The organism is Streptomyces sp. AP-93 (genome assembly GCF_022808175.1).
In the GTDB taxonomy this organism is placed as follows: domain Bacteria; phylum Actinomycetota; class Actinomycetes; order Streptomycetales; family Streptomycetaceae; genus Streptomyces.
This window is the reverse complement of sequence record NZ_JALGBX010000012.1, coordinates 117451-136107: the sequence shown is the minus strand read 5'-3', so window position 1 is coordinate 136107 and position 18657 is coordinate 117451. Positions and strand designations below refer to the sequence as shown.

Annotated in this window: 16 protein-coding genes; 4 read left to right on the top strand and 12 right to left on the bottom strand. The window is 71.4% G+C overall.

Annotated elements, in window-relative coordinates; translation table 11 throughout:
* Window positions 1-78 precede the first annotated feature (78 nt).
* The 4 genes from MTF69_RS21115 to MTF69_RS21100 all read right to left on the bottom strand — a co-directional run bounded on the left by MTF69_RS21115 (window position 79) and on the right by MTF69_RS21100 (window position 4325).
* A complete protein-coding gene (locus MTF69_RS21115) occupies window positions 79-1335 on the bottom strand; it encodes a beta-ketoacyl synthase N-terminal-like domain-containing protein (RefSeq protein ID WP_243336503.1) in 1257 nt (418 codons plus the stop codon).
* A complete protein-coding gene (locus tag MTF69_RS21110; RefSeq protein WP_243336502.1) occupies window positions 1332-2606 on the bottom strand; it encodes a beta-ketoacyl synthase in 1275 nt (424 codons plus the stop codon). The genes MTF69_RS21115 and MTF69_RS21110 overlap by 4 nt, the downstream gene beginning before the upstream one ends.
* On the bottom strand, window positions 2603-3409 hold the full coding sequence (locus tag MTF69_RS21105; protein ID WP_243336501.1) for a thioesterase II family protein: 807 nt from the start codon (window positions 3407-3409) through the stop codon (window positions 2603-2605). Before MTF69_RS21105 ends, MTF69_RS21110 begins: the two co-directional genes overlap by 4 nt.
* A 94-nt stretch (window positions 3410-3503) precedes the next feature.
* Entirely contained in the window at window positions 3504-4325 is an 822-nt protein-coding gene (locus MTF69_RS21100; RefSeq protein WP_243336500.1) for an AfsR/SARP family transcriptional regulator, read from the bottom strand.
* 245 nt (window positions 4326-4570) lie between these two features.
* Between MTF69_RS21100 and MTF69_RS21095 the strand changes: the two genes are divergently transcribed.
* A complete protein-coding gene (locus MTF69_RS21095) occupies window positions 4571-4768 on the top strand; it encodes a hypothetical protein (RefSeq protein WP_243336499.1) in 198 nt (65 codons plus the stop codon).
* A 191-nt stretch (window positions 4769-4959) separates the two neighbouring features.
* Entirely contained in the window at window positions 4960-5901 is a 942-nt protein-coding gene (locus tag MTF69_RS21090; protein ID WP_243336498.1) for an AfsR/SARP family transcriptional regulator, read from the top strand.
* Window positions 5902-6016: 115 nt separating this feature from the next.
* Here the strand turns inward: MTF69_RS21090 and MTF69_RS21085 are convergent, their stop codons facing one another.
* The 4 genes from MTF69_RS21085 to MTF69_RS21070 all read right to left on the bottom strand — a co-directional run bounded on the left by MTF69_RS21085 (window position 6017) and on the right by MTF69_RS21070 (window position 9898).
* A complete protein-coding gene (locus tag MTF69_RS21085) occupies window positions 6017-6871 on the bottom strand; it encodes an AfsR/SARP family transcriptional regulator (RefSeq protein WP_243336497.1) in 855 nt (284 codons plus the stop codon).
* A 470-nt stretch (window positions 6872-7341) separates the two neighbouring features.
* Window positions 7342-7962: a ScbR family autoregulator-binding transcription factor gene (locus MTF69_RS21080; RefSeq protein ID WP_243336496.1), complete on the bottom strand. Its 621-nt coding sequence runs from the start codon at window positions 7960-7962 to the stop codon at window positions 7342-7344.
* An 11-nt stretch (window positions 7963-7973) separates the two neighbouring features.
* The gene (locus tag MTF69_RS21075; RefSeq protein ID WP_243336495.1) at window positions 7974-9566 is read right to left on the bottom strand and encodes an acyl-CoA carboxylase subunit beta; all 1593 of its coding nucleotides are present in this window, start codon (window positions 9564-9566) and stop codon (window positions 7974-7976) included.
* Between the two features lie 128 nt (window positions 9567-9694).
* The gene (locus MTF69_RS21070) at window positions 9695-9898 is read right to left on the bottom strand and encodes an acyl-CoA carboxylase subunit epsilon (RefSeq protein ID WP_243336494.1); all 204 of its coding nucleotides are present in this window, start codon (window positions 9896-9898) and stop codon (window positions 9695-9697) included.
* 604 nt (window positions 9899-10502) lie between these two features.
* Here MTF69_RS21070 and MTF69_RS21065 point away from each other — a divergent pair.
* Entirely contained in the window at window positions 10503-11732 is a 1230-nt protein-coding gene (locus tag MTF69_RS21065; protein ID WP_243336493.1) for a cytochrome P450, read from the top strand.
* 214 nt (window positions 11733-11946) lie between these two features.
* Here MTF69_RS21065 and MTF69_RS21060 read toward each other — a convergent pair whose 3' ends face one another.
* The 4 genes from MTF69_RS21060 to MTF69_RS21045 all read right to left on the bottom strand — a co-directional run bounded on the left by MTF69_RS21060 (window position 11947) and on the right by MTF69_RS21045 (window position 16420).
* Window positions 11947-12342, bottom strand: coding sequence for a DUF6009 family protein (locus tag MTF69_RS21060; RefSeq protein WP_243336492.1), 396 nt, complete (start codon window positions 12340-12342; stop codon window positions 11947-11949).
* Entirely contained in the window at window positions 12339-13907 is a 1569-nt protein-coding gene (locus MTF69_RS21055) for a phage/plasmid primase, P4 family (protein ID WP_243336491.1), read from the bottom strand. Before MTF69_RS21055 ends, MTF69_RS21060 begins: the two co-directional genes overlap by 4 nt.
* Window positions 13904-15004, bottom strand: coding sequence for a bifunctional DNA primase/polymerase (locus tag MTF69_RS21050; RefSeq protein WP_243336490.1), 1101 nt, complete (start codon window positions 15002-15004; stop codon window positions 13904-13906). Before MTF69_RS21050 ends, MTF69_RS21055 begins: the two co-directional genes overlap by 4 nt.
* Before the next feature lie 690 nt (window positions 15005-15694).
* Window positions 15695-16420: a ScbR family autoregulator-binding transcription factor gene (locus tag MTF69_RS21045; RefSeq protein ID WP_243336489.1), complete on the bottom strand. Its 726-nt coding sequence runs from the start codon at window positions 16418-16420 to the stop codon at window positions 15695-15697.
* A 268-nt stretch (window positions 16421-16688) separates the two neighbouring features.
* Here MTF69_RS21045 and MTF69_RS21040 point away from each other — a divergent pair, with 268 nt between their 5' ends.
* Window positions 16689-18605, top strand: a complete 1917-nt coding sequence (locus MTF69_RS21040; protein WP_243336488.1) for an acyl-CoA dehydrogenase — start codon at window positions 16689-16691, stop codon at window positions 18603-18605.
* Window positions 18606-18657: the final 52 nt, after the last annotated feature.

The window sequence follows — 18657 nt, the reverse complement described above, 5'->3', positions numbered from 1 at the left end:
AGGCATCGGCCGGCTCAGGCATCGGCCGGCTCAGGCATCGGCCGGCTCAGACACCGGCCGGCTCAGACACCGGCCGGCTCAGGCACCGGCCGCCCGCAACACCGCGGCCGAGTTGAAGCCGCCCCACCCGCGCGCCAGCACCAGCACGGTCCGCATCCCGGGCAGCTCCCGCGCCGCGCCCGTCACCAGATCCAGCGGGCAGTCCGCGGCGACCCGCCGCGTTCCGGTGGTCGGGGGCACCACCTTGTCGCGCAGCGCGAGCGCCGCCGCCGCCAGGTCCAGCGAGGAACCCCCGGCGCCCAGCCGGCCCGTCATCGACTTGGGCGCGGTCACCGGCACCCCGCACGGCCCGAACAGGGCGGCCAGCGCCTCGGCCTCGGCCCGGTCGGCGGCCCGCTCCCCCGCCCCGTCGGCGAACACCACGTCCACCTGGTCCGGGCTCACCCGGGCGTCGGCCAGCGCGAGTTCGGCGGCCTCCTTGAGCCGCTCCTCCCCGGGCCCGCCGTCGAAGGTCGCCGCGCACCCGGCCACCACGGCGTACCCGCGGACGCCGCGCGCTGCGGCGGCCGCCGCGTCCTCCAGCACCAGCAGCGCGCCGCCCTCACCCACGACATGGCCGCGGGCCTCCGCGTCGAAGGGCAGGTAGGCCCGCGCCGGATCGGGGTGGGTGCTCAGCCGGCCGTCTGCCAGGTGCGCGGCCCAGCCCCAGGGGCAGAGCACCGAGTCGACGCCTCCGGTCACCATGAGGGCCACGCCCTTGCGGATCTCGCGCCGGGCGCGGGCGAGGGTGTCGATCCCGCCCGCCTGCTCGGTGACCACGGCGGAGGCGGGGCCGCGCAGCACGTGCCGGATGGAGATCTCCGCGGTTCCCGCCGCGTGGAACCAGGCGAAGGACTGGTACGCGCTGACGTACTGGGCGCCCTTGCCCCACAGTGCCTCCAGCCCTCGCTGGCCGAACTCGGTGCCGCCCGCGGAGCTGGCCGTGATCACGCCCGCCCGGTGGCCGGGCAGCGCGGCCGGGTCGGCGCCCGAGTCCTCCAGGGCCTCCTTGGCCGCGACCAGGCTCAGGCGGGTGACCCGGTCGGTGGAGGGGAGCAGGCGGCTGGGGATGTGTTCCTCGTCGACGAAGCCGGGGATCTCGCCCGCGATCCGCACCGGGTAGCCGGAGGCGTCGAAGCGGGTGATCGGGCCGATGCCGCTGCGGCCCTCCAGCACGGCGCTCCACCAGGCCTCGGTGCCCAGCCCGTTGGGCGCGGCCACGCCGATGCCGGTGACCAGCGCCCGGCCCGCGGCCAGGCTGCGCACGCCCCCGCTCGCGCTGTTGACGCCGCTCATGCCGTCTCCCGCAGCCGGGGGCGGGTCAGCACGGTGGCGGCGTGGAAGCCGCCGAAGCCGCTGGCGACGCTGAGGACCGTACTGGTGCGCTGCTCGCGGGCGAACAGCGGTGTGTAGTCCAGGTCGCAGGTCGGGTCGGGCTCGTGGAGGTTGGCGGTCGGCGGCACCGTACTGTGCTCGATGGCCAGCACGCTGGCCGCCACGTCCAGGGCCCCGGCGGCGCCGAGCGCGTGTCCGATCATCGATTTGATGGAGCTGACCGGGACGCGCCGGGCGTGGTCGCCCAGTCCCTGCTTGAAGGCGTTCGTCTCGTGCCGGTCGTTGTGCCGGGTGCCGGCCCCGTGCGCGTTGATGTAGTCCACGTCGACCGGGTTCAGCCGCGCCTCGTCGAGTGCCGCCCGGATGGCGTCGGCCATTTCCTGGCCGCCCGGCCGCAGCCCCGTCATGTGGTGCGCGCTGCTGTACGAGGCGAAGCCGGACAGCTCCGCGTACACGCGGGCGCCCCGGCGGCGCGCGTGCTCCAGCTCCTCCAGGATCAGCACGGCCGCGCCCTCGCCGAGCACGAAGCCGTCGCGGGTGCGGTCGAAGGGGCGCGAGGCGGTGGCGGGGTCCTCGTTGCGGGGGCTGGTGAGGCGGATGCGGTCGAAGCAGGCCATGGCGATGGGGGAGATCGGTGCCTCCGCCCCGCCCGCGATCATCACGTCGGCGCTGCCCTCGCGGATCAGCTCGGCGGCGTGCCCGATCGCGTCCAGGCCCGAGGTGCAGCCGCTGGAGATCAGGCTGACCGAGCCCTGCGCGCCGCTGTCGCGGGCCACGGCGGCCGCCAGCGAGCTGGGCACGAAGTAGTCGTAGAGGCACTCGGCGGCCCGGCGGTGGTCGACGGTCCAGGTGCTGCCGAAGTCGCTCAGCAGCGCGTACTGGGTGGCGAGCCCGGTGGCGCAGCCTGCCGCATTGCCCAGACTGACCCCGGTGCGCAGCCGGTTCCCCGCGGCCAGTACGGCGTGCAGGCCGCTGTCGGCCACCGCCTCCCGGGCGCTGACCAGGGCGAACTGGGCGGCCCGGTCCAGGCGTTCGGTGTCGGCGAGGGTGAAGCCGTGCGCGGTGGGGTCGAAGTCGACCTCGGCGGCGACCCGCGAGCGGTAGCTGGAGGCGTCGAAGAGGGTGACGCCCCGGGTGGCGGTACGGCCCGAGGTCAGCAGGGACCAGAAGTTGGCGGTGCCGACGGCTCCGGGGGCCACCACGCCGACCCCGGTGATGACGACGCGCTTCACCGCACACCCCCCGCGCTCGCGCCCGCCGCGGCCCCGGCGGCGGCCGCCGCCTCGTACTCGCGGCAGGCCGCACCGACCAGGGCCGGCAGTACGTCTCCGCCCGCGAAGAAGTGGTCGCCGTCGACGGAGCGTACGGTGATCGGCCCGGTGGTCCACTGCCGCCACTCCTCGAGGGCGGCGGGCACGGCGAGCGGATCGTCGCTGCCCGCGAAGACGAGCAGGGGCAGATCCACGGATCCTCCGGTGACGGGGTCCAGGGCCGCCTGGCGCAGTGCCCGGGCCAGGCGCAGGTCGTCGCGCAGGACGGGCAGCACACTGCGGTGCCACAGCCCGCCGGGGCGGGCGGCGGCTCCCTTGGGCAGCGAGCCGAGGTCGCCCAGGAGGGGCAGCAGCACGTCGTCGGGGAGTTCCGCCGCGGCCACCAGGGCGGCGCTGACGTGCGGCGGCAGGCAGGCGCCCACCGCGAGGAACAGCGGCGCCGGCACCCCGGCGTCCGCCAGCGCCCTGGTGAGCGTGTACGCCACCAGGGCGCCCAGGCTGTGGCCGTACAGCGCGTACGGTCCGGACCGGGCCGCCTCCAGGAGCGGGGGCAGCAGATCCTCCAGGAGCCCTGCGCGCTCGGTGACGCGGGGCTCGCGCCGCCGGCTGTCACGGCCCGGCAGCACCAGCGCCGCGACGTCCACGCCGGGCCCGGCCGCGACGGGCCAGCGACGGTAGCTGGCCACCCCCGCGCCCGCGTGGGCGAGGCAGTGGAGCCGTACCCGCCGCCCCGCCGCCCCCTCTACCGCCGTCAGCGAAGCCATCGGTCGCCCTCCTCCGTGAAGCTGTGCGGGCACGTTCGTCCTACGGCGCCTTCGCGGCCCGAGCCTCACCCGTGGGCCTTGAGTGGTACTCGATTCAGGCTGCGTACAGATCGAAGGTCGAGCTGCGCCGCGGCCCGCAGGCCACGTCCAGGCGCGGGTCGACGGCGAGCATCGCCTGGTGCAGCCGCTGGAGTTGCGGCGAGGGCTCCACGCCGAGCTCGTCGATCAGCCGCTGGCGCATCCGGCGGTAGACGTCGAGCGCGGAGGCCTGCCGGCCCGACCGGTAGAGCGCGACCATGGCCTGCGAGTGCAGCCCTTCGTGCTGGGGGTGGCGGGCGATCAGGTCGGTGAGCTCGGCGATGAGTTCGATGTGCCGGCCCAGCCGCAGGTCGGCGTCGATGCGGCGCTCGCGGGCCACGAGCCGGCTCTCCTCCAGCCGCATCACCTCGATGTCGAGGATCGGGCCGACGCGTACGTCCACCAGCGCGGGACCTTCCCACAGGTCCAGTGCCGCGCGCAGACACTTGGCCAGCCGCTCGTCCTCACCGTCCTCGAACGCCTGCTGCCCCTCCGCCACCAGGCGCTCGTACGTGCGCACGTCGACCGCCTCGGCCGGGACCTGGAGCAGGTAGCCGCCGTACCGGGTGGCGAGCACGTCCTTGGCCGAGCCGGGCGCGTCCGGGCCCATGGCGGTGCCCAGTCTGCGGCGCAGCTGGAGGATGTAGGTCTGAAGCGTGGTCAGCGCGCTCTGCGGCAGGTGGGTGCCCCAGATCTCTTCCATCAGGGTGGGCACGGGCACCACCCTGCCCGGATAGAGCGCGAGCAGCGCCAGGATCTGGCGCGGCTTGCCCGCCGTCGGGACGACCGATATACCGTTGACTTCGACATTCAACGGACCCAGGACCTTGATCTTCATGATTCCCCTCCGCGCCTTGCCGGCCAACGTCGGCAACAAGCCGGTGTTCGAGTTATTCGATACTGTCGCCTTCTGGCCCTTCTTGTCTTTGCCGTCGACGGCGGACGAGGGGCACCTTATCCTTCTCCGACCGTGTCATATGCAGGAATTGAGTGCGTCTTGAGCGCCTCTCCAATGGGACCGCCCCATATCTGCCGAACGAGTTCTCTTTCGGCGCTCTAGGCGGCGCTGCTACGTTTCCGGCCATGCCAACGGATTCGACGGCGCCGAGCGCCGACCCGCTCACCCGCGGGCTGCTGAACCGACTCGCCCGGGACCAGGCGGCAGGCCCGCCCGGGCTGCAGGGCCTGCCCGATCCGAAGACCCTGCTGCGGCTGCTGAGCGCCTGGCACGGGCGCGGGGTACAGGTGGGCTTTCCTGACCTGACCGGCGACCAGCCGTGAAACCGCGAGGCACCTGAATCCCCCTCAAGGAATACTCCACGAATCCCCACATACGGCCGATAAATCCTCCACCGACACCGAGAAGCGCCTAGGATCTGATAAGGACGGAAGGATCCTCGGCCATTTTCGAGTGAATGCCGAGTACGGATCTTCGGCCGCGTACCAGCCGACTCTCCCCGTGCGAGGATGAGATGGAGTTTCGAATCCTGGGCCCCGTCCAGGTCTTCGACGATCGCGCCGATATTCGGATCACACCGGCCGGCGCCAAGCAGCGTGCCCTTTTGGGAACGCTCGCCGTGAAGGCCGGCCAGGTCGTTTCCGCGGACCGGCTCGTGGACGAATTGTGGGGCGAACATCCGCCCGCCAACGCCGCCAATGCCCTGCAGACCCATGTCGCCCGGCTGCGCCGGATGCTGCTGCCCGCACCCGCACTCGCGCCCGGTTCCGGTTCCGGCGGGAGCCACCACGAGTGGCTCGTGACCCGCCCGCTGGGCTACGTACTGCGCCTGGGCGGGGCCGGCACCGACGCCCAGCGCTTCCACCGCCTCATGGCCCGGGGCCGCTCGCTGGCCGCCACCGAACCGGCCCGTTCGGCCGAGGTCCTGCGCGAGGCGCTGGCGCTGTGGCGCGGCCCCGCGCTGGAGGGAGCGGGCCGCGGCACCATCTGCTCGACCGAGGCGTCGCTGCTGGAGGAGAACCGGCTGATCACCCTCGAGACGCTGTACGACGCCTGTCTGCGGGCCGGCCGGGCCGGGGAGGTAGCCGGCGAGCTGGCGGAGCTGACGGCTTCTCACCCGCTGCGTGAACGCTTCTACGAGCTGCTGATGACCGCGCTGGACCAGTGCGGGCGCCAGGCCGAGGCACTGGGCGTCTACGACCGGGCGCGAAGCCGGCTCGTGCACGATCTCGGAGTGGAGCCGGGGCCCGTACTGCGCGGCCGCATGGAGTCGATCCGCCACCGGCAGGCCCCGGCACCCTGGGAAACGGGAGAAGCGCAGGGGGCGGAGGGCATGCACCCGCTGCGCGCCGAGGTGGCCCGGCTGCGCCACCAGGTCGAGGTCCTCAGCCGGCAGCAGCGGGAACTGGCCGACCGCTTCGAGCAGCTGGCCATGGACCGCGCTGCGAGCCGCTGACGGCCGTCCTCGACGCCCCGTACACAGCACTGAAGCCCTTCCCCCGGCCCTCGTTCGAGGGCCGGGGAGAAGGGCTTCGGTGGTCATGTCGCCGGCTGCCGCGAGGCCCGGGCGGTCAGGTCGTCCGCGCGACGAGCCGCCCGCCGCCGGGTCCCGCCGGCGCGGTCACCGGGAGAGCCGTCTTGGGGGGTGCCGCGCTCTCGGGGTGCGCCATCAGGATGGAGCGCTGCAGCCTGCTCAACGCGGCCGAGGGCTCGAGGCCCAGCTCGGAGACGAGCATGGTGCGCAGCCGCTGGTAGACGTTGAGCGCCTCGCCGCGTCGGCCCGAGCGGTGCAGCGCCAGCATGAACTGACCGTGCAGGCTCTCGTGCAGGCTGTACTGCTTGACCAGGACGGTCAGCTCCGACAGCAGCTCGCGGTGGCGGCCCAGTCGCAGATCCGCCTCGATGCGCTGGTCGAGCGCGCACAGGCGCAGCTCCTCCAGGCGCCTGACCTCCGTCTCGATCCGGCTCCCGGCCTGTACGTCGGTGAGCGCGGGACCGGTCCACAGCGAGAGCGCGTCCGCCAGCCGGCGCGCGGCACCCTGGTAGTCGTCGGCGTCCATCGCCCGGTAGCCGGCGCCGGCCCTGCGCTCGAACTCCCGGTAGTCGACGCTTCCGCCCCGGGTCTCCAGCCGGTAGCCGCCGGGGAGGGTGGCCAGGATGTCCTTCGGGGTGCAGCGCTCGTTCTCGCCGTAGGCCAGTGCCACGCCGATGAGCTCGCGCAGTTGCAGGACGTACGTCTGCAACGTGGTGCGCGCACTGCGCGGCGGGGACTTCTCCCACAGTTCCTCGATCAGCGTGGCCACGGGCACCACCTGGTCGGCGTGGAGCGCGAGCAGGGACAGGACCTGCCGCGGCTTGGGTGCCGTCGGTGTGATCGACACCCCGTTCTCATGAACGGACAGCGCACCGAGCACTTCGATGTCCACGTTCTCCCCAAATGTCGCTTGGAGGCCGGTTCGCGGCCTGCGCGTTTTTTTCCCGCGTTTTCCGCTGCCGGGGCCCGGGTGCACAGACAACCGGACCCCTTGATAACAAAACAGCGCAGTCGGTTTGTCAATCCCAGCCAGCCGCCCAGAGGGCCTGGACGTCTATTTCCAGCCACTCTTTGGCTCCACGACCACCCCGGCCGCTCCATCCGTGCGCCCAACGTCCGCTGTTCCCAAGCGAGTCGGTGCATCGATCCACCAGAACGCCGACGAAAGAGGGTCGCGGCGACATGGCCGAAAATATTCCCGGCCGCCACACACAGGTGGCCCCGGCCCCTCGCGTCTTCGCGAAGAGCCGAGGCCACCTTCCACACCTGCCCTCACCCGCCCCCACCTGCTGAAACGTGGTCCGCGGGCCGCCGGGGGCCGGGATTTCATCCAGCAGACGGAAACAGACCGGCTGGTCTGTCCTATTCGCCGGATGATCCTTCCGGTTCCAACGCCGCGAGGCGGTCCCCTGCCGCCAGCGTCGGCAGCAGCAGCTCCCAGAACCGGGTGATCGTGTGCGGCGCGAGCCAGACCTCCTCCCGGGAGCCGAGCACCTCGAAGCCCACGGTCGCGGCCACCACCGCGGTCACGGCGCTCTCCGGCACCACCCCCGGCCGCAGCTCCCCCGTCTTCTCGGCCTCCGTCACAGCCTCCTCGACCCATCGCCGCCACTGCTCGCGCAGCTCACCCGGCGTCACGCGGGCCGTGTCGCCGCACAGCCCGAACCCCGCCCGCAGCACCACGTCGCCGCGCAGCCCCAGGGCGAGCCCGTGGGTCACATCGACCAGGTACTGGAGCCGGCCCGCCCCCTCCCGCGACGCCGCCCCGGCGATGATCCGCAGCCGGTCCAGCGCGGCGCTCTCCACGGCGTCGGCCAGGGCCGCCTTGCTGGCGAAGTGGAAGTGCAGCGCTCCGCTGCTCACTCCGGCCTGTGTGCTGATCATGGAGAGGGACGCCACCGCGAAGCCCTCTCGGTCGAAGATCTCGGCCGCGGAACTGATCAGGCTCTCCCGCGTCCGCACCGCTCGTTCTTGTTTGGCCATCGAGTGCTCCGTTACTGCGGGGGATTGCCGTGCTTGCGGGAGGGCAGGTCCGCGTGTTTGCTGCGGAGCATCGCCAGCGAGCTGATGAGGACCTCGCGGGTCTGGGCCGGGTCGATGACGTCGTCGACGAGGCCTCGCTCGGCCGCGTAGTACGGGTGCATCAGCTCGGCCTTGTACTCCTTGACCATGCGCTCGCGCATCGCCTCGGGGTCCTCGGCCTCGGCGATCTGCCTGCGGAAGATGACGTTGGCGGCGCCCTCGGCGCCCATCACCGCGATCTCGTTGGTGGGCCACGCGTAGGTCAGGTCGGCGCCGATGGACTGGGAGTCCATGACGATGTACGCGCCGCCGTAGGCCTTGCGCAGGATCAGCGAGATCCGCGGCACGGTCGCGTTGCAGTACGCGTACAGCAGCTTCGCGCCGTGGCGGATGATGCCGCCGTGCTCCTGGTCGACGCCCGGCAGGAAGCCGGGCACGTCCAGCAGCGTGATGATCGGGATGTTGAAGGCGTCGCACATCTGGACGAACCGCGCGGCCTTCTCCGAGGCCTCGATGTCGAGCACACCGGCCAGCGACTGCGGCTGATTGGCCACCAGGGCGACCACCTGGCCGCCCAGCCGCCCCAGGGCGCAGATGATGTTGCGCGCCCAGCGCTCGTGGACCTCCAGGTAGTCGCCGTCGTCGACGAGCTCCTCGATCACCTTGGCCATGTCGTACGGGCGGTTGCCGTCGGCCGGAACCAGGTCCAGCAGCACCTCGGTGCGCCGGGTCTGGGGATCCGTGCACGGCACGCACGGCGGGTACTCGCGGTTGTTCTGCGGAAGCATGGAGAGCAGGTAGCGGACCTCGGAGATGCAGGTCTCCTCGTCGTCGTACGCGAAGTGCGCGACGCCCGAGGTGCCGGCGTGCACGTCGGCGCCGCCGAGGCCGTTCTGGGTGATCTCCTCGCCGGTCACCGCGCGGACCACGTCCGGGCCGGTGATGAACATCTGCGAGGTCTCCCGGACCATGAACACGAAGTCCGTCAGCGCCGGGGAGTAGGCCGCGCCGCCCGCGCAGGGGCCCAGCATCACCGAGATCTGCGGGATGACACCCGAGGCCTTGGTGTTGCGCTGGAAGATGCCGCCGTAACCGGCCAGCGCCGAGACGCCCTCCTGGATACGGGCACCCGCACCGTCGTTCAGGGAGACCAGCGGGGCACCGGCCGCGATGGCCATGTCCATGATCTTGTGGATCTTCGTCGCGTGGGCCTCGCCCAGCGCGCCGCCGAAGATCCGGAAGTCGTGCGCGTAGACGAAGACCGTACGGCCCTCGACCCTGCCCCAGCCCGTGATGACACCGTCGGTGTACGGGCGCTTGTCCTCCAGTCCGAAACCGGTCGCCCGGTGCCGGCGCAGCTGCTCCACCTCGTGGAACGAGCCCTCGTCGAGCAGCAGCCCGATGCGCTCACGGGCGGTGAGCTTGCCCTTGGCATGCTGCGCCTCGGTCGCCCTCTCGCTCGGTCCGGCGAGCGCCTGCGCACGGACCGCCTGCAGTTCGGCCACACGCCCGTAAGCGTCCGCCGTCTCCGCAGAGGCCCGAGGAATGTCATTCACAACGGTCACGACACGTCCCTCCCAGGGTGCGGCCCGATCGACGACCCTCACCGTAACAAACCGCTCCTGCGGTTTGTATAACGGGAGCATGGCGGGCACACAAGATCAGCCATGGATTGATGCTGCCTCGCTGGCGCCTACCGCCAGTGATAAGGAGAGCGATAGGCCGCGCTGGACCGCTCGGGTCGCCACGGCGGGACATCGGGCAACTCCTCCCCGCCCGCCTCGTCCCGTTGCGCCATTACCGAGCACAACACGACGGTGAGCGCGGCCAGCTCTTCTTCGCTGACCGACCCGCGCTCGATCCGCAGTTCGAGCTTCCCGGTGTCCGACTCGACCATTGCCCCTCCTCAGGTCTCGGCCACCGTCGGACACCCGGCTCAAGGACCGCTCTCGCCCCGCTTGAGACGTGCTCAGGACCGGTTCATCGACGCCGCCGAAAGACCACGAAGCACTGAACAAACCGTCTGAGCGGGTTTATGGGAGCGGCCGGCCAGAAGCGGAGCGCGTGTGCGGACGCCTTCGTCGACGTCGCTCAAGAACGGCTCGCAGCCTGCTCAACGCAGTTCTGTCCGGCATATGCGTACCAGCGGTCGCCAAAATCGGGGGGACGGCACCCCACCAGGACGAACAGATGAATCGGAGTAAATGGCTCCGCCAATTCTTGGCTGAGGCACATGAGAAACACTAGAGATTAAACCGGTTGGTATATATGTTCCCGGCCAAAGGGCGAATCCAAGCACGACTCCAAAACGCCCTGCCGTGCAGCGTCGTCGCCCTGGGCCGCTCGGACACCCGGTCCCGCGCCTCCAGGAGCACCGCGTCGATCCGTACGCGGCCGAGTCGGCCGCGCCCAGCAGTCCGACGGGGCACGTCGTTCTGCTCGGTGTGCGCGGGTGTGGTGGGGCACGGAAACCGCAGGGACCAACCGAACGGAGTGCACAGATGGACATGGCTGTTTGCCCGTACGCACTGGACGTGGCGGGGCGGGACATCGCGGGTGAGGCCGCGATGCTCCGGGAGCAGGCACCGGCGGTCGAGGTGGAGCTCCCGGGCGGGGTCCGCGCCTGGGCCGTGGTGGGCCAGCAGTACGTCGAGCGCCTGCTGCTCGACCCGCGGGTGTCCAAGGACGCCCGGCGGCACTGGCCGGATTTCGCCGACGGGCGGATAACGCCGGAGTGGCCGCTCTATCCCTGGGTGGCCAACGAGAACATGCTGTTCGCCTACGGCGAGGAGCACGGCCGGCTGCGCCGCCTCGTCGCGGGGGCGTTCACGGCGCGGCGGGCCGCGGCCCTGCGGCCCCGGGTCGAGGAGCTGACCGCCGAGCTGCTCGGCGCACTGGACTCCGTACCGGCCGGCGAGCCCGTCGACCTGCGCTCCGCCTTCGCGGAACTGCTGCCCCCCCAGGTGATATGCGAGCTGTTCGGAGTCGAGCGGGGCGCCGGGCGGGACGCGCTGTCGGCCGCGCTGGGCACCGTGTTCAGCACGACGGTCCCGGCGGACGAGATGGAAGCCGCGCGCATGACGGCCTTCGGGCTGCTGGCCGGGCACGTGGCGGCCAAGCGGGCCGAGCCGGGCGACGACCTGACGTCCTCGCTGATCGAGGCCCGGGACAACGGCGAGGGGCTCACCGAGCCCGAACTGCTCGGCTCTCTCTTCCTGTTGATCGCGGCGGGCCAGGACACCACGTCCACGCTGATCACCAACGCCGTGGGCGCGCTGCTGTCCCGTCCCGCGCAGCTGGCGCACGTACGGGAGGGACGGGCCGGCTGGGAGGACGTGGTCGCCGAGACGATGCGGGTGCACAGCCCCGCGAGCTACTCGCCCATGCGCTTCGCGGTGGAGGACATCGACCTGGACGGGGTCAAGATCCGGCAGGGCGACGCCATCCTCGTCTCCTTCGCGGCCGGCGGCCGCGACCCGGAGCGGTACGGGGCGGACGCCACGGAGTTCGACCTGCTGCGCACCGGGCGCGACACCCTCGGATTCGGCCACGGCGTGCACCGCTGCCTGGGCGCCCCGCTGGCCGTGCTGGAGGCCACCACCGCCCTCGCCGCGCTCTTCGAGCGCTACCCGGACATGACCCTCGGCTGCCCGGACCGGGACCTGAAGCCGCTGCCCACCTTCCTGCTGAACGGCTACGGGGCCCTTCCCGTGGTGCTCCGCCAGGCCTGAGCGGGCGCCGGGCACGGTGTACGGGACAGGGTGGTGACCCGGGCCGCATGCGGCCCGGGGCACCACCCTGTCCCCGACCCGGAGGTCAGAGCGCGAAGCTGCTGCCCGCCTCGGGAACCACCACCTTGCGTATGGAGCCGAAACTGTGGATTTTGGCCGTCGAAGTAGCCGGAATCCATGGAGGGTTGGCGCCGACGGCGGTGCAGGGGGGCCGCTACGAGGGGAACCTCACATGGGTGGCGGACGACGACATCGGCCCGCCCTCGGACCGCTCGGTCTTGTGCCCCTTGCCGCCCGGCGACAGCGTCCGCGCGTCCACGGCCTCCGCCGGCGCCCCCGTCGCGTACAGCCCGTCCGGGGCGGTGTCGCGGTCGTGCGGCAGCAGCCAGAACACCCTCCGGCGAAACGTCCCCGAGGAGCGGGACGGCTTGGCACCCGGCCCCAGCAGCGCGTAGCCGACCATCCGGCCGTCGCGGTGGTACGCGGGCCTGCCGCGCCGGGTCGGCAGCCGGTCCAGGCTCTGTCGGACGTAATCGAGCCGGCTGATGTCCTCGAGCCAGACGAAGTCCACTTCGTGGACGATCTCGTCCTCGGCGATGAGAGCGCTCATGCTGTCTCCTCGTCCGCGAGCAGGCCGATGCCCGGGTAGTACTTGCGCTGGTTCGACAGGATCATTTCCTTGGGCGACGCCAGCCCCACCACCTCACGGACGCGCGCCGCGAAGGCCCGGGAAGAGATCGCCGGGGCCCCCTCATGCTGACACCAGCCCCTGTAGGCCGCGTAGAGCAGCGCCTGCTCCGCCCGCAGGGTCGGCTCGAACCGGCAGGTCTCGCCGATGAAGCGCCCGGTGTGGTCCTCGGTCTCGGCGTACGCCGTGGTCGCGATGCGGACCCGCTCGGGGCCCGAGAGGTCCTTCTCGCCGCCGAGGTAGCGGCGGGCGCCCTCGATCAGCCAGTTGAGGATTCCCGGGCCCTCGTGGGTCACCAGGATGTCCGCCAGGTTGTCGATCTTCCGCTCGTCGGAGACGACCCGCTCGAACGGGATCAGCCGCATGCGCCGCCAGAACGCGAAGCCGCCGGTGCCCACTTCGGGCCGGTGGTTGCCCAGCAGCCACAGCTTGTGCGTCGGCTCGAAGCTGAAGAAGTCCTGACGCATCCGGCGGGCCTTGATGCGGTCGCCGCCCGTGAGCAGCTTGACGCGGGCCTCGTCGAACCGGTCGCCCGGCTTGACCTCGCTGCACACGATGACCCGGCGCCCGTGTAATTCGGCGAGGTCGGTCGGGTGGCCCTCGTACGGCCGCGCCATCAGGAACCCGGGGGGCGCCGCGTCGGCGTAGTCGCCGAGCAGCTTCATCAGCACGTCCAGCAGTACGGACTTGCCGTTCTTGCCGGAGCCGAAGAGGAACGGCATCACCTGCGCGCCGACGTCCCCGGTGACGGAGTAGCCGAGCAGCAGCTGCAGGAAGTCGATCATCTGCGCGCCCTCGGGCCCCTCGCCGAAGGTGTCGGTCAGGAAGCGGTTCCAGCGCGGCGTGGGCATCGGCTGCGGCGCGGCCGACGTGGAGCGGGAGTGGAAGTCCGTCGCGGGTTCGGCGGGGCGGATGTGACCGGTGCGCAGGTCGACGACGCCCGCCGGCGTGCACAGCGCGTACGGATCGGCGTCCAGCAGCGCCGCGTTGAGCACCATGCCCGGGGCGGACTTCGCCTGCGTGAGCATCGCGTTCATCCCGCTGGTGCTGAGCGCGCGGCGGCGGTGCTGCGCGAGCGAGACCGGGGTGTACACCCCCTGGGGGTCGGTGGTGGCGATGCTTTCCGCCAGGTCACCCGCCGCCCACACGACGGTGTCGTCCTCGTCGATCTGCCAGCGGGTGCCGTCCCAGCGGTACCAGCCGATGCCGGGGACGTGCCGGTAGTCGTTGCGGTAGAGCTTGACGAACAGTTTGGCGTTGCCGCGGTCGGTGAGCGTGTCGGGCAGCAGTCCTTGCGCCGTGGCCTCACCGTCGGAGCGCGAGGCACCGCCGGCGCCCGCGCTCCCCGCCTCCCCGGACTTCGCCTGCTCCCCGGACTTCGCCTGTTCCCCGGACTCCCGGGCCGCCGGGACGGGCTGCGCGAGGATCTGCGCGGCGACCGCCTGGACGTCGAAGCCGGACAGCGTGCTCTCGTCGTCCACTCTCATACGCGGCCTCCGGGGGACAGCGGGCGCGACCGACCCGCGTGCAGGCCACCACGGATGATGGCGCGGCAGCGGCCCTCCTGCCCGGGACGGGCGTGCCCGGCCGCCTCCCGCAGGGCCCGCGTGGCAGCGGCCTCGGTCACGTGCCCCGCGGCGACCAGTCCGCCCGCGGTGTACGCGGCCCGGTTCAACTTCTCGGAGAAGGCCGCCCCTTCGGGCACCGCCGCGCACGCGGCGACCTCCGCCAGCACTCCCGCCAGGACCCGCTCCGAGACACCGCGGCCGCCGCCCGCCGCGATGACCGCCTGCCGGGCGCGCGGCGGTACGGGCCGGGGCCCCGCGGCGGCGCGAGCGGGAGCGGCGGGCAGGTGCCCGGTGCGCTCCAGCTCCCGGGCGAGCCAGGACGGCAGGGGGGCGGGTTCCCGGGCGGGTCCCACGGGCCGGTACACGCCCGTGCGGGTCACGGTCCCGGGAGCCACGATGTACCCGCCGCAGGCGCGTACATCGACCTGCCAGGCGAGGGCACGGGCCCCGCCCGAACCGGTGGAGCACTGCCAGCGGCGGCCGTCGTCGGCCCGGTACCAGACGTGCATGCCCCCGGACGGAGTGCGCACGCGCAGGGTCGAGGAGTCGTCCGCCGGGCTGGCGACGCCGCGCAGGGCGGCCAGCACGCCCAGGGTGTGGAATCCGTTGGCCAGTCCGGTCAGGTCGATCCCCGCGGAGATCCCGACGCCGGGCAGCAAACGGTCCCGGTCGGGCAGCTCCCGCTCGTGCGCATCGATGTCGATGACGACCAGGCCCGCGGGCCCGCAGGCCACGCCGACGCCGGGCCGGGGGCGCGCGCCCCACCACTGCGCGATCCGGTCGAAGTCCAGCGTGGCCGCGTGGAAACCGTGACACCAACGGCCCGCCCGCAGACAGTCGCACGCTGCCCGGTCGTGTCCGGACGCACGGCACGCGTCGCAGTTGCCCACTGGCGTCTTGCGGCCCGGGGCGAGAGGGTGGACCGGCCAGCCCTGGCGCGCACACCACTGGGCGACCGCCGCAGCACTCGTGAACTGCCCTGGGTCACTGCGCGAAACCCGTAGCTCAGCTGCCATTACTTCCCCCGTCAGCGACTGAAGCGACTCACGCCCAAAATCACATTAGCGAAACTCTCGTGGGACAAGAGACATATGAGCAGGAACAGCCGTACGCATTCACTCGGCACTCCAGCGACCGAGCGACCCACCGCACAGCGATCGAGGTTCGTTCAGTCGCTGCTGGAGTCGCCCATAAACCCCCAGGTCACAGGCCTTCATAAAGCAGAACAGCGACTGAAGCGACTCAAGGTTGCTATATATGACGCACACACGCACACACGCGCACGCGCCAATGTCTCCATATACTCGGACCTTGAGTCGCTTCAGTCGCTGTCAGGCCCATGCCATCAATCTGACCTGGGGTTTTCCTCATTCCGCACACAGCGACTCAACGGTCGCTGAGTCGCTGCGCTTCAGCTGTTCCCCGTCGAGCCCCTCTGTCCCCGGGCTTGAGCGGGAAACGAGCAGCGACTCACCGCCCCCGTCGGGGTTCCGCTGCCGGGGGTGTGGACACCCCGGCTGGATCCGGCTTCGCCTAAACCCTGGGAAAAACAGCGTAGCCGGTATATTTTCGCTGTCCTACGGTGGCCGGGCGAAGGGGGTACCGCCGTGCGGGAGTCGTGCGCGGTGCGGGCACGGGTCGTGGTGGTCGGGGGAGGTGCCCCGTTCCGGCGGTCCGCTTCCGGACCGCCGGTCATCCGCCGGCGCTCAGGCCGCCTCGCCCGCCGCCTCCGCCGCCGCCTGGGCGGCTTGGGCGGCCTGGGCGGCCGCGGCCTTCTCGTCGCGCAGCCTGACGGCCGCTTCGTACACGCGCTCCGCGCGGTCCGGGGCGAAGTCGAGGCGCACCAGCACCCCGGGCATGGCGATCGCGGTCAGCAGCGTCCGCATCAGGTCGGTCACCCGTTCCACCATGTCCGCGTGCCCGGTCATGATCTTCGAGAGCACCTGGACGCCCGTGAAGCTGCCGGTGAACATCTTGGCGGTGGCCTCGATGTCGACGTGCGGAAGGAGTTCCCCGGACTCCTTCGCACGGGCGAGCACCGCCGTGTTGTGGTTGTTCCAGCCCTGCATGGGGATGCGGCGGTCCAGGCCGTCGATCGGGGAACCCTGGTCCACCGTGAGCCGCACGCTCCCCCGGACCATCGGGTCGCCCTTGTACAGCAGGTGGGCGAGGACCAGCGCCTCGTCCAGGCTCTGCTGCAGGAACAGGTCCGGCTCCGGCACCGGCGGCAGGGCTCCCACCTGTCCGGCCAGCACGGCCTGGGCGAGCTCTTCCTTCGAGGTGAAGTGGAAGTAGAGCGCTCCCTTGGTCAGCCCGGATCTCTTGAGCACCTCGGAGATCGTCGCGGCCTCATAGCCGACCTCGTCGAACAGCTCAGCCGCCGCTACAAGGATCTTCTGCCGTGTACGAATGGCTCGCTCTTGCCGCGCCATACACCCTCCGCTGCCATCCGAGCCAAGAACAAACCGCGAGGTTCGCACTCTCCCCGTGCTCACATGACGTGACCAAGAGGCCACCGTCCGATATCATCCCTGGTCAGTCTAAATCTGACTAGGCCCCCCTGACTATAGCGTCAACATTTCGCGAGAACAAAACCAGGTCACCGGTTTTTACCCCAACCCCCTTGAAAACAAAACCGGTTAGTTCGTATCTTTGCCCCTGCCGCAACCTGTACTTCGGTTCCTGATGGGGGATGGTCCGATGTCCGTACTGACGCTTGGGTACGCGGAAACCTTTCGAAGCAGCGCGGGCGGTGGGGGTGACCACCCCACCACCCAGATCGGCGCTCTGCCTGTTCAGCCGGGCTCGACCAAGCCCGGACCCAGCTCTGCCGCCCAGGAGCTGACCCACCTGCTCTTCGACCGCGACGACCGTGAGCAGGTCCACGGGGGCTGGCGAAGACTCCTCGCCGGCACGCTCTTCCCCTACCTCCCGGACCTGACTCCGGCTGAGCGGACGGCAGTTTCCTACGACCGTCTGCGCCTGGTCAACAGCACCGTCGACGATCCGGCGGCGCTGGCGCACGACGCCCGCCGGCTGGCCGGGCTCCACGAGTGGGCCGGGTTCGTGGACGGCGGCCTGTGCACCCTGGCGAGCATCCACTACAACCTCTTCCTGGGGAGTCTGCTCGACCACGACCGCTACGGACGGGACCTGTCCGCCTTCACCTCGATGGAGCGCGTCGGGACCTTCCTGTGCACCGAGATGGCACACGGCAACGACGTCGCCTCACTGCAGACCGTCGCCGTCTTAGACCGGGCAACCGGCGGTTTCATCCTGAACACACCCCATCCGGGTGCGCGCAAGTTCATGCCCAACACCAGCCTCATCGGCGGCCCGAAGAGCGCCGTGGTGGCGGCGCGGCTCCTCGTCGACGGCGAGGACCAGGGCATCTTCCTGTTCCTGACCCCGCTGAGCGACCACGACGGGCACCTGCCGGGGGTCACCGTCCGCCAGCTGCCGCCCCGCACGGGAACGCCGGTCGACCACTGCCTCACCTCCTTCGACCACGTACGGCTGCCGCGCGAGGCCATGCTGCAGGCCGACCACGGCCGGCTGGACGAGGACGGCACGCTGGCCAGTTCCCTGGGAAACCGGCGCAAGCGCTTCCTGCGCTCCGTCAACCGCGTCACCATGGGCAAGCTCTGTATGAGCGCCGGGACCCTGGGCATGGCACGGTCCGCGCTGGCCATCGCGGTGCGCTATGCACACCACCGGCACGTCGGCGGCCCGAAGTCCGGCCAGCGCATCCCGGTGGTCAGCCACCGCAGCCACCACGGCCGGCTGCTGCACTCCCTCGCGAACGCCTACGCCATGACCTTCCTGCACCGGACGGTGATGGACCGCTTCGTCGCGCACGAGGAAGCGGAGCGCGAGGAGGTGGAGCGCCTGGTCGCCGTCGCCAAGGGCTGGATCACCTGGCACGCGCGGGAGATCACGACCGAGTCCCGCGAACGGTGCGGGGCGCAGGGCCTGTTCCCGGTGAACAGGATCTCGGACCTGCCCGGGAACATAGAGGGCGGGATCACCGCGGAGGGCGACAACCTGGTGATCTGGGTGAAGGCCGCCGCCGAGATGGTCTTCGGGCACCAGGTGGACCCCCTCGCCTCGGACTCCCTGCCGGCCGCCGAACGCGACCTGACGGACCTGCGCTTCCTGCGCGACCTGCTCGCCTCCGTCGAGCGGACCTGGCAGACACGCGCCCGCACGGCGCTGCGCCAGGGCCCTTCCGGGGACCCGGTCGGCCGCTGGAACGCGTCTTCCGGCGCCGCGCTGGAAATGGTCTCCGCCCATGCGGGCCGGCTGGCGGCCGACGCCTTCCTGGAGGCGGCCGGGCAGGCGGCCGAGCCCGCGACCCGCAAGCTGCTCACGAACCTGTGCTGGCTGTTCCTGCTCCAGCAGCTGCGCCAGCACACCGGTGACCTGCTCGCGGAGCAGCGGCTGACGGTGCAGCACGTACTCGGGCTGCACCAGACGATCGACGCCGTCCTCGCGGAGCTCGCCCCGCACATGATGACGCTCGTGGACGCCTTCGACCTGCCGGACGAGTTCCTCGCCGAGGTCCCCATCGCGAACGCGGACTACCTCGACCACTACCGCAAGAGCGCCACCTCCTGACCCGGCCGCCGCGAGTCGCGCCGCCGACTCGCTGCTCGCGGCGCACGGGTGC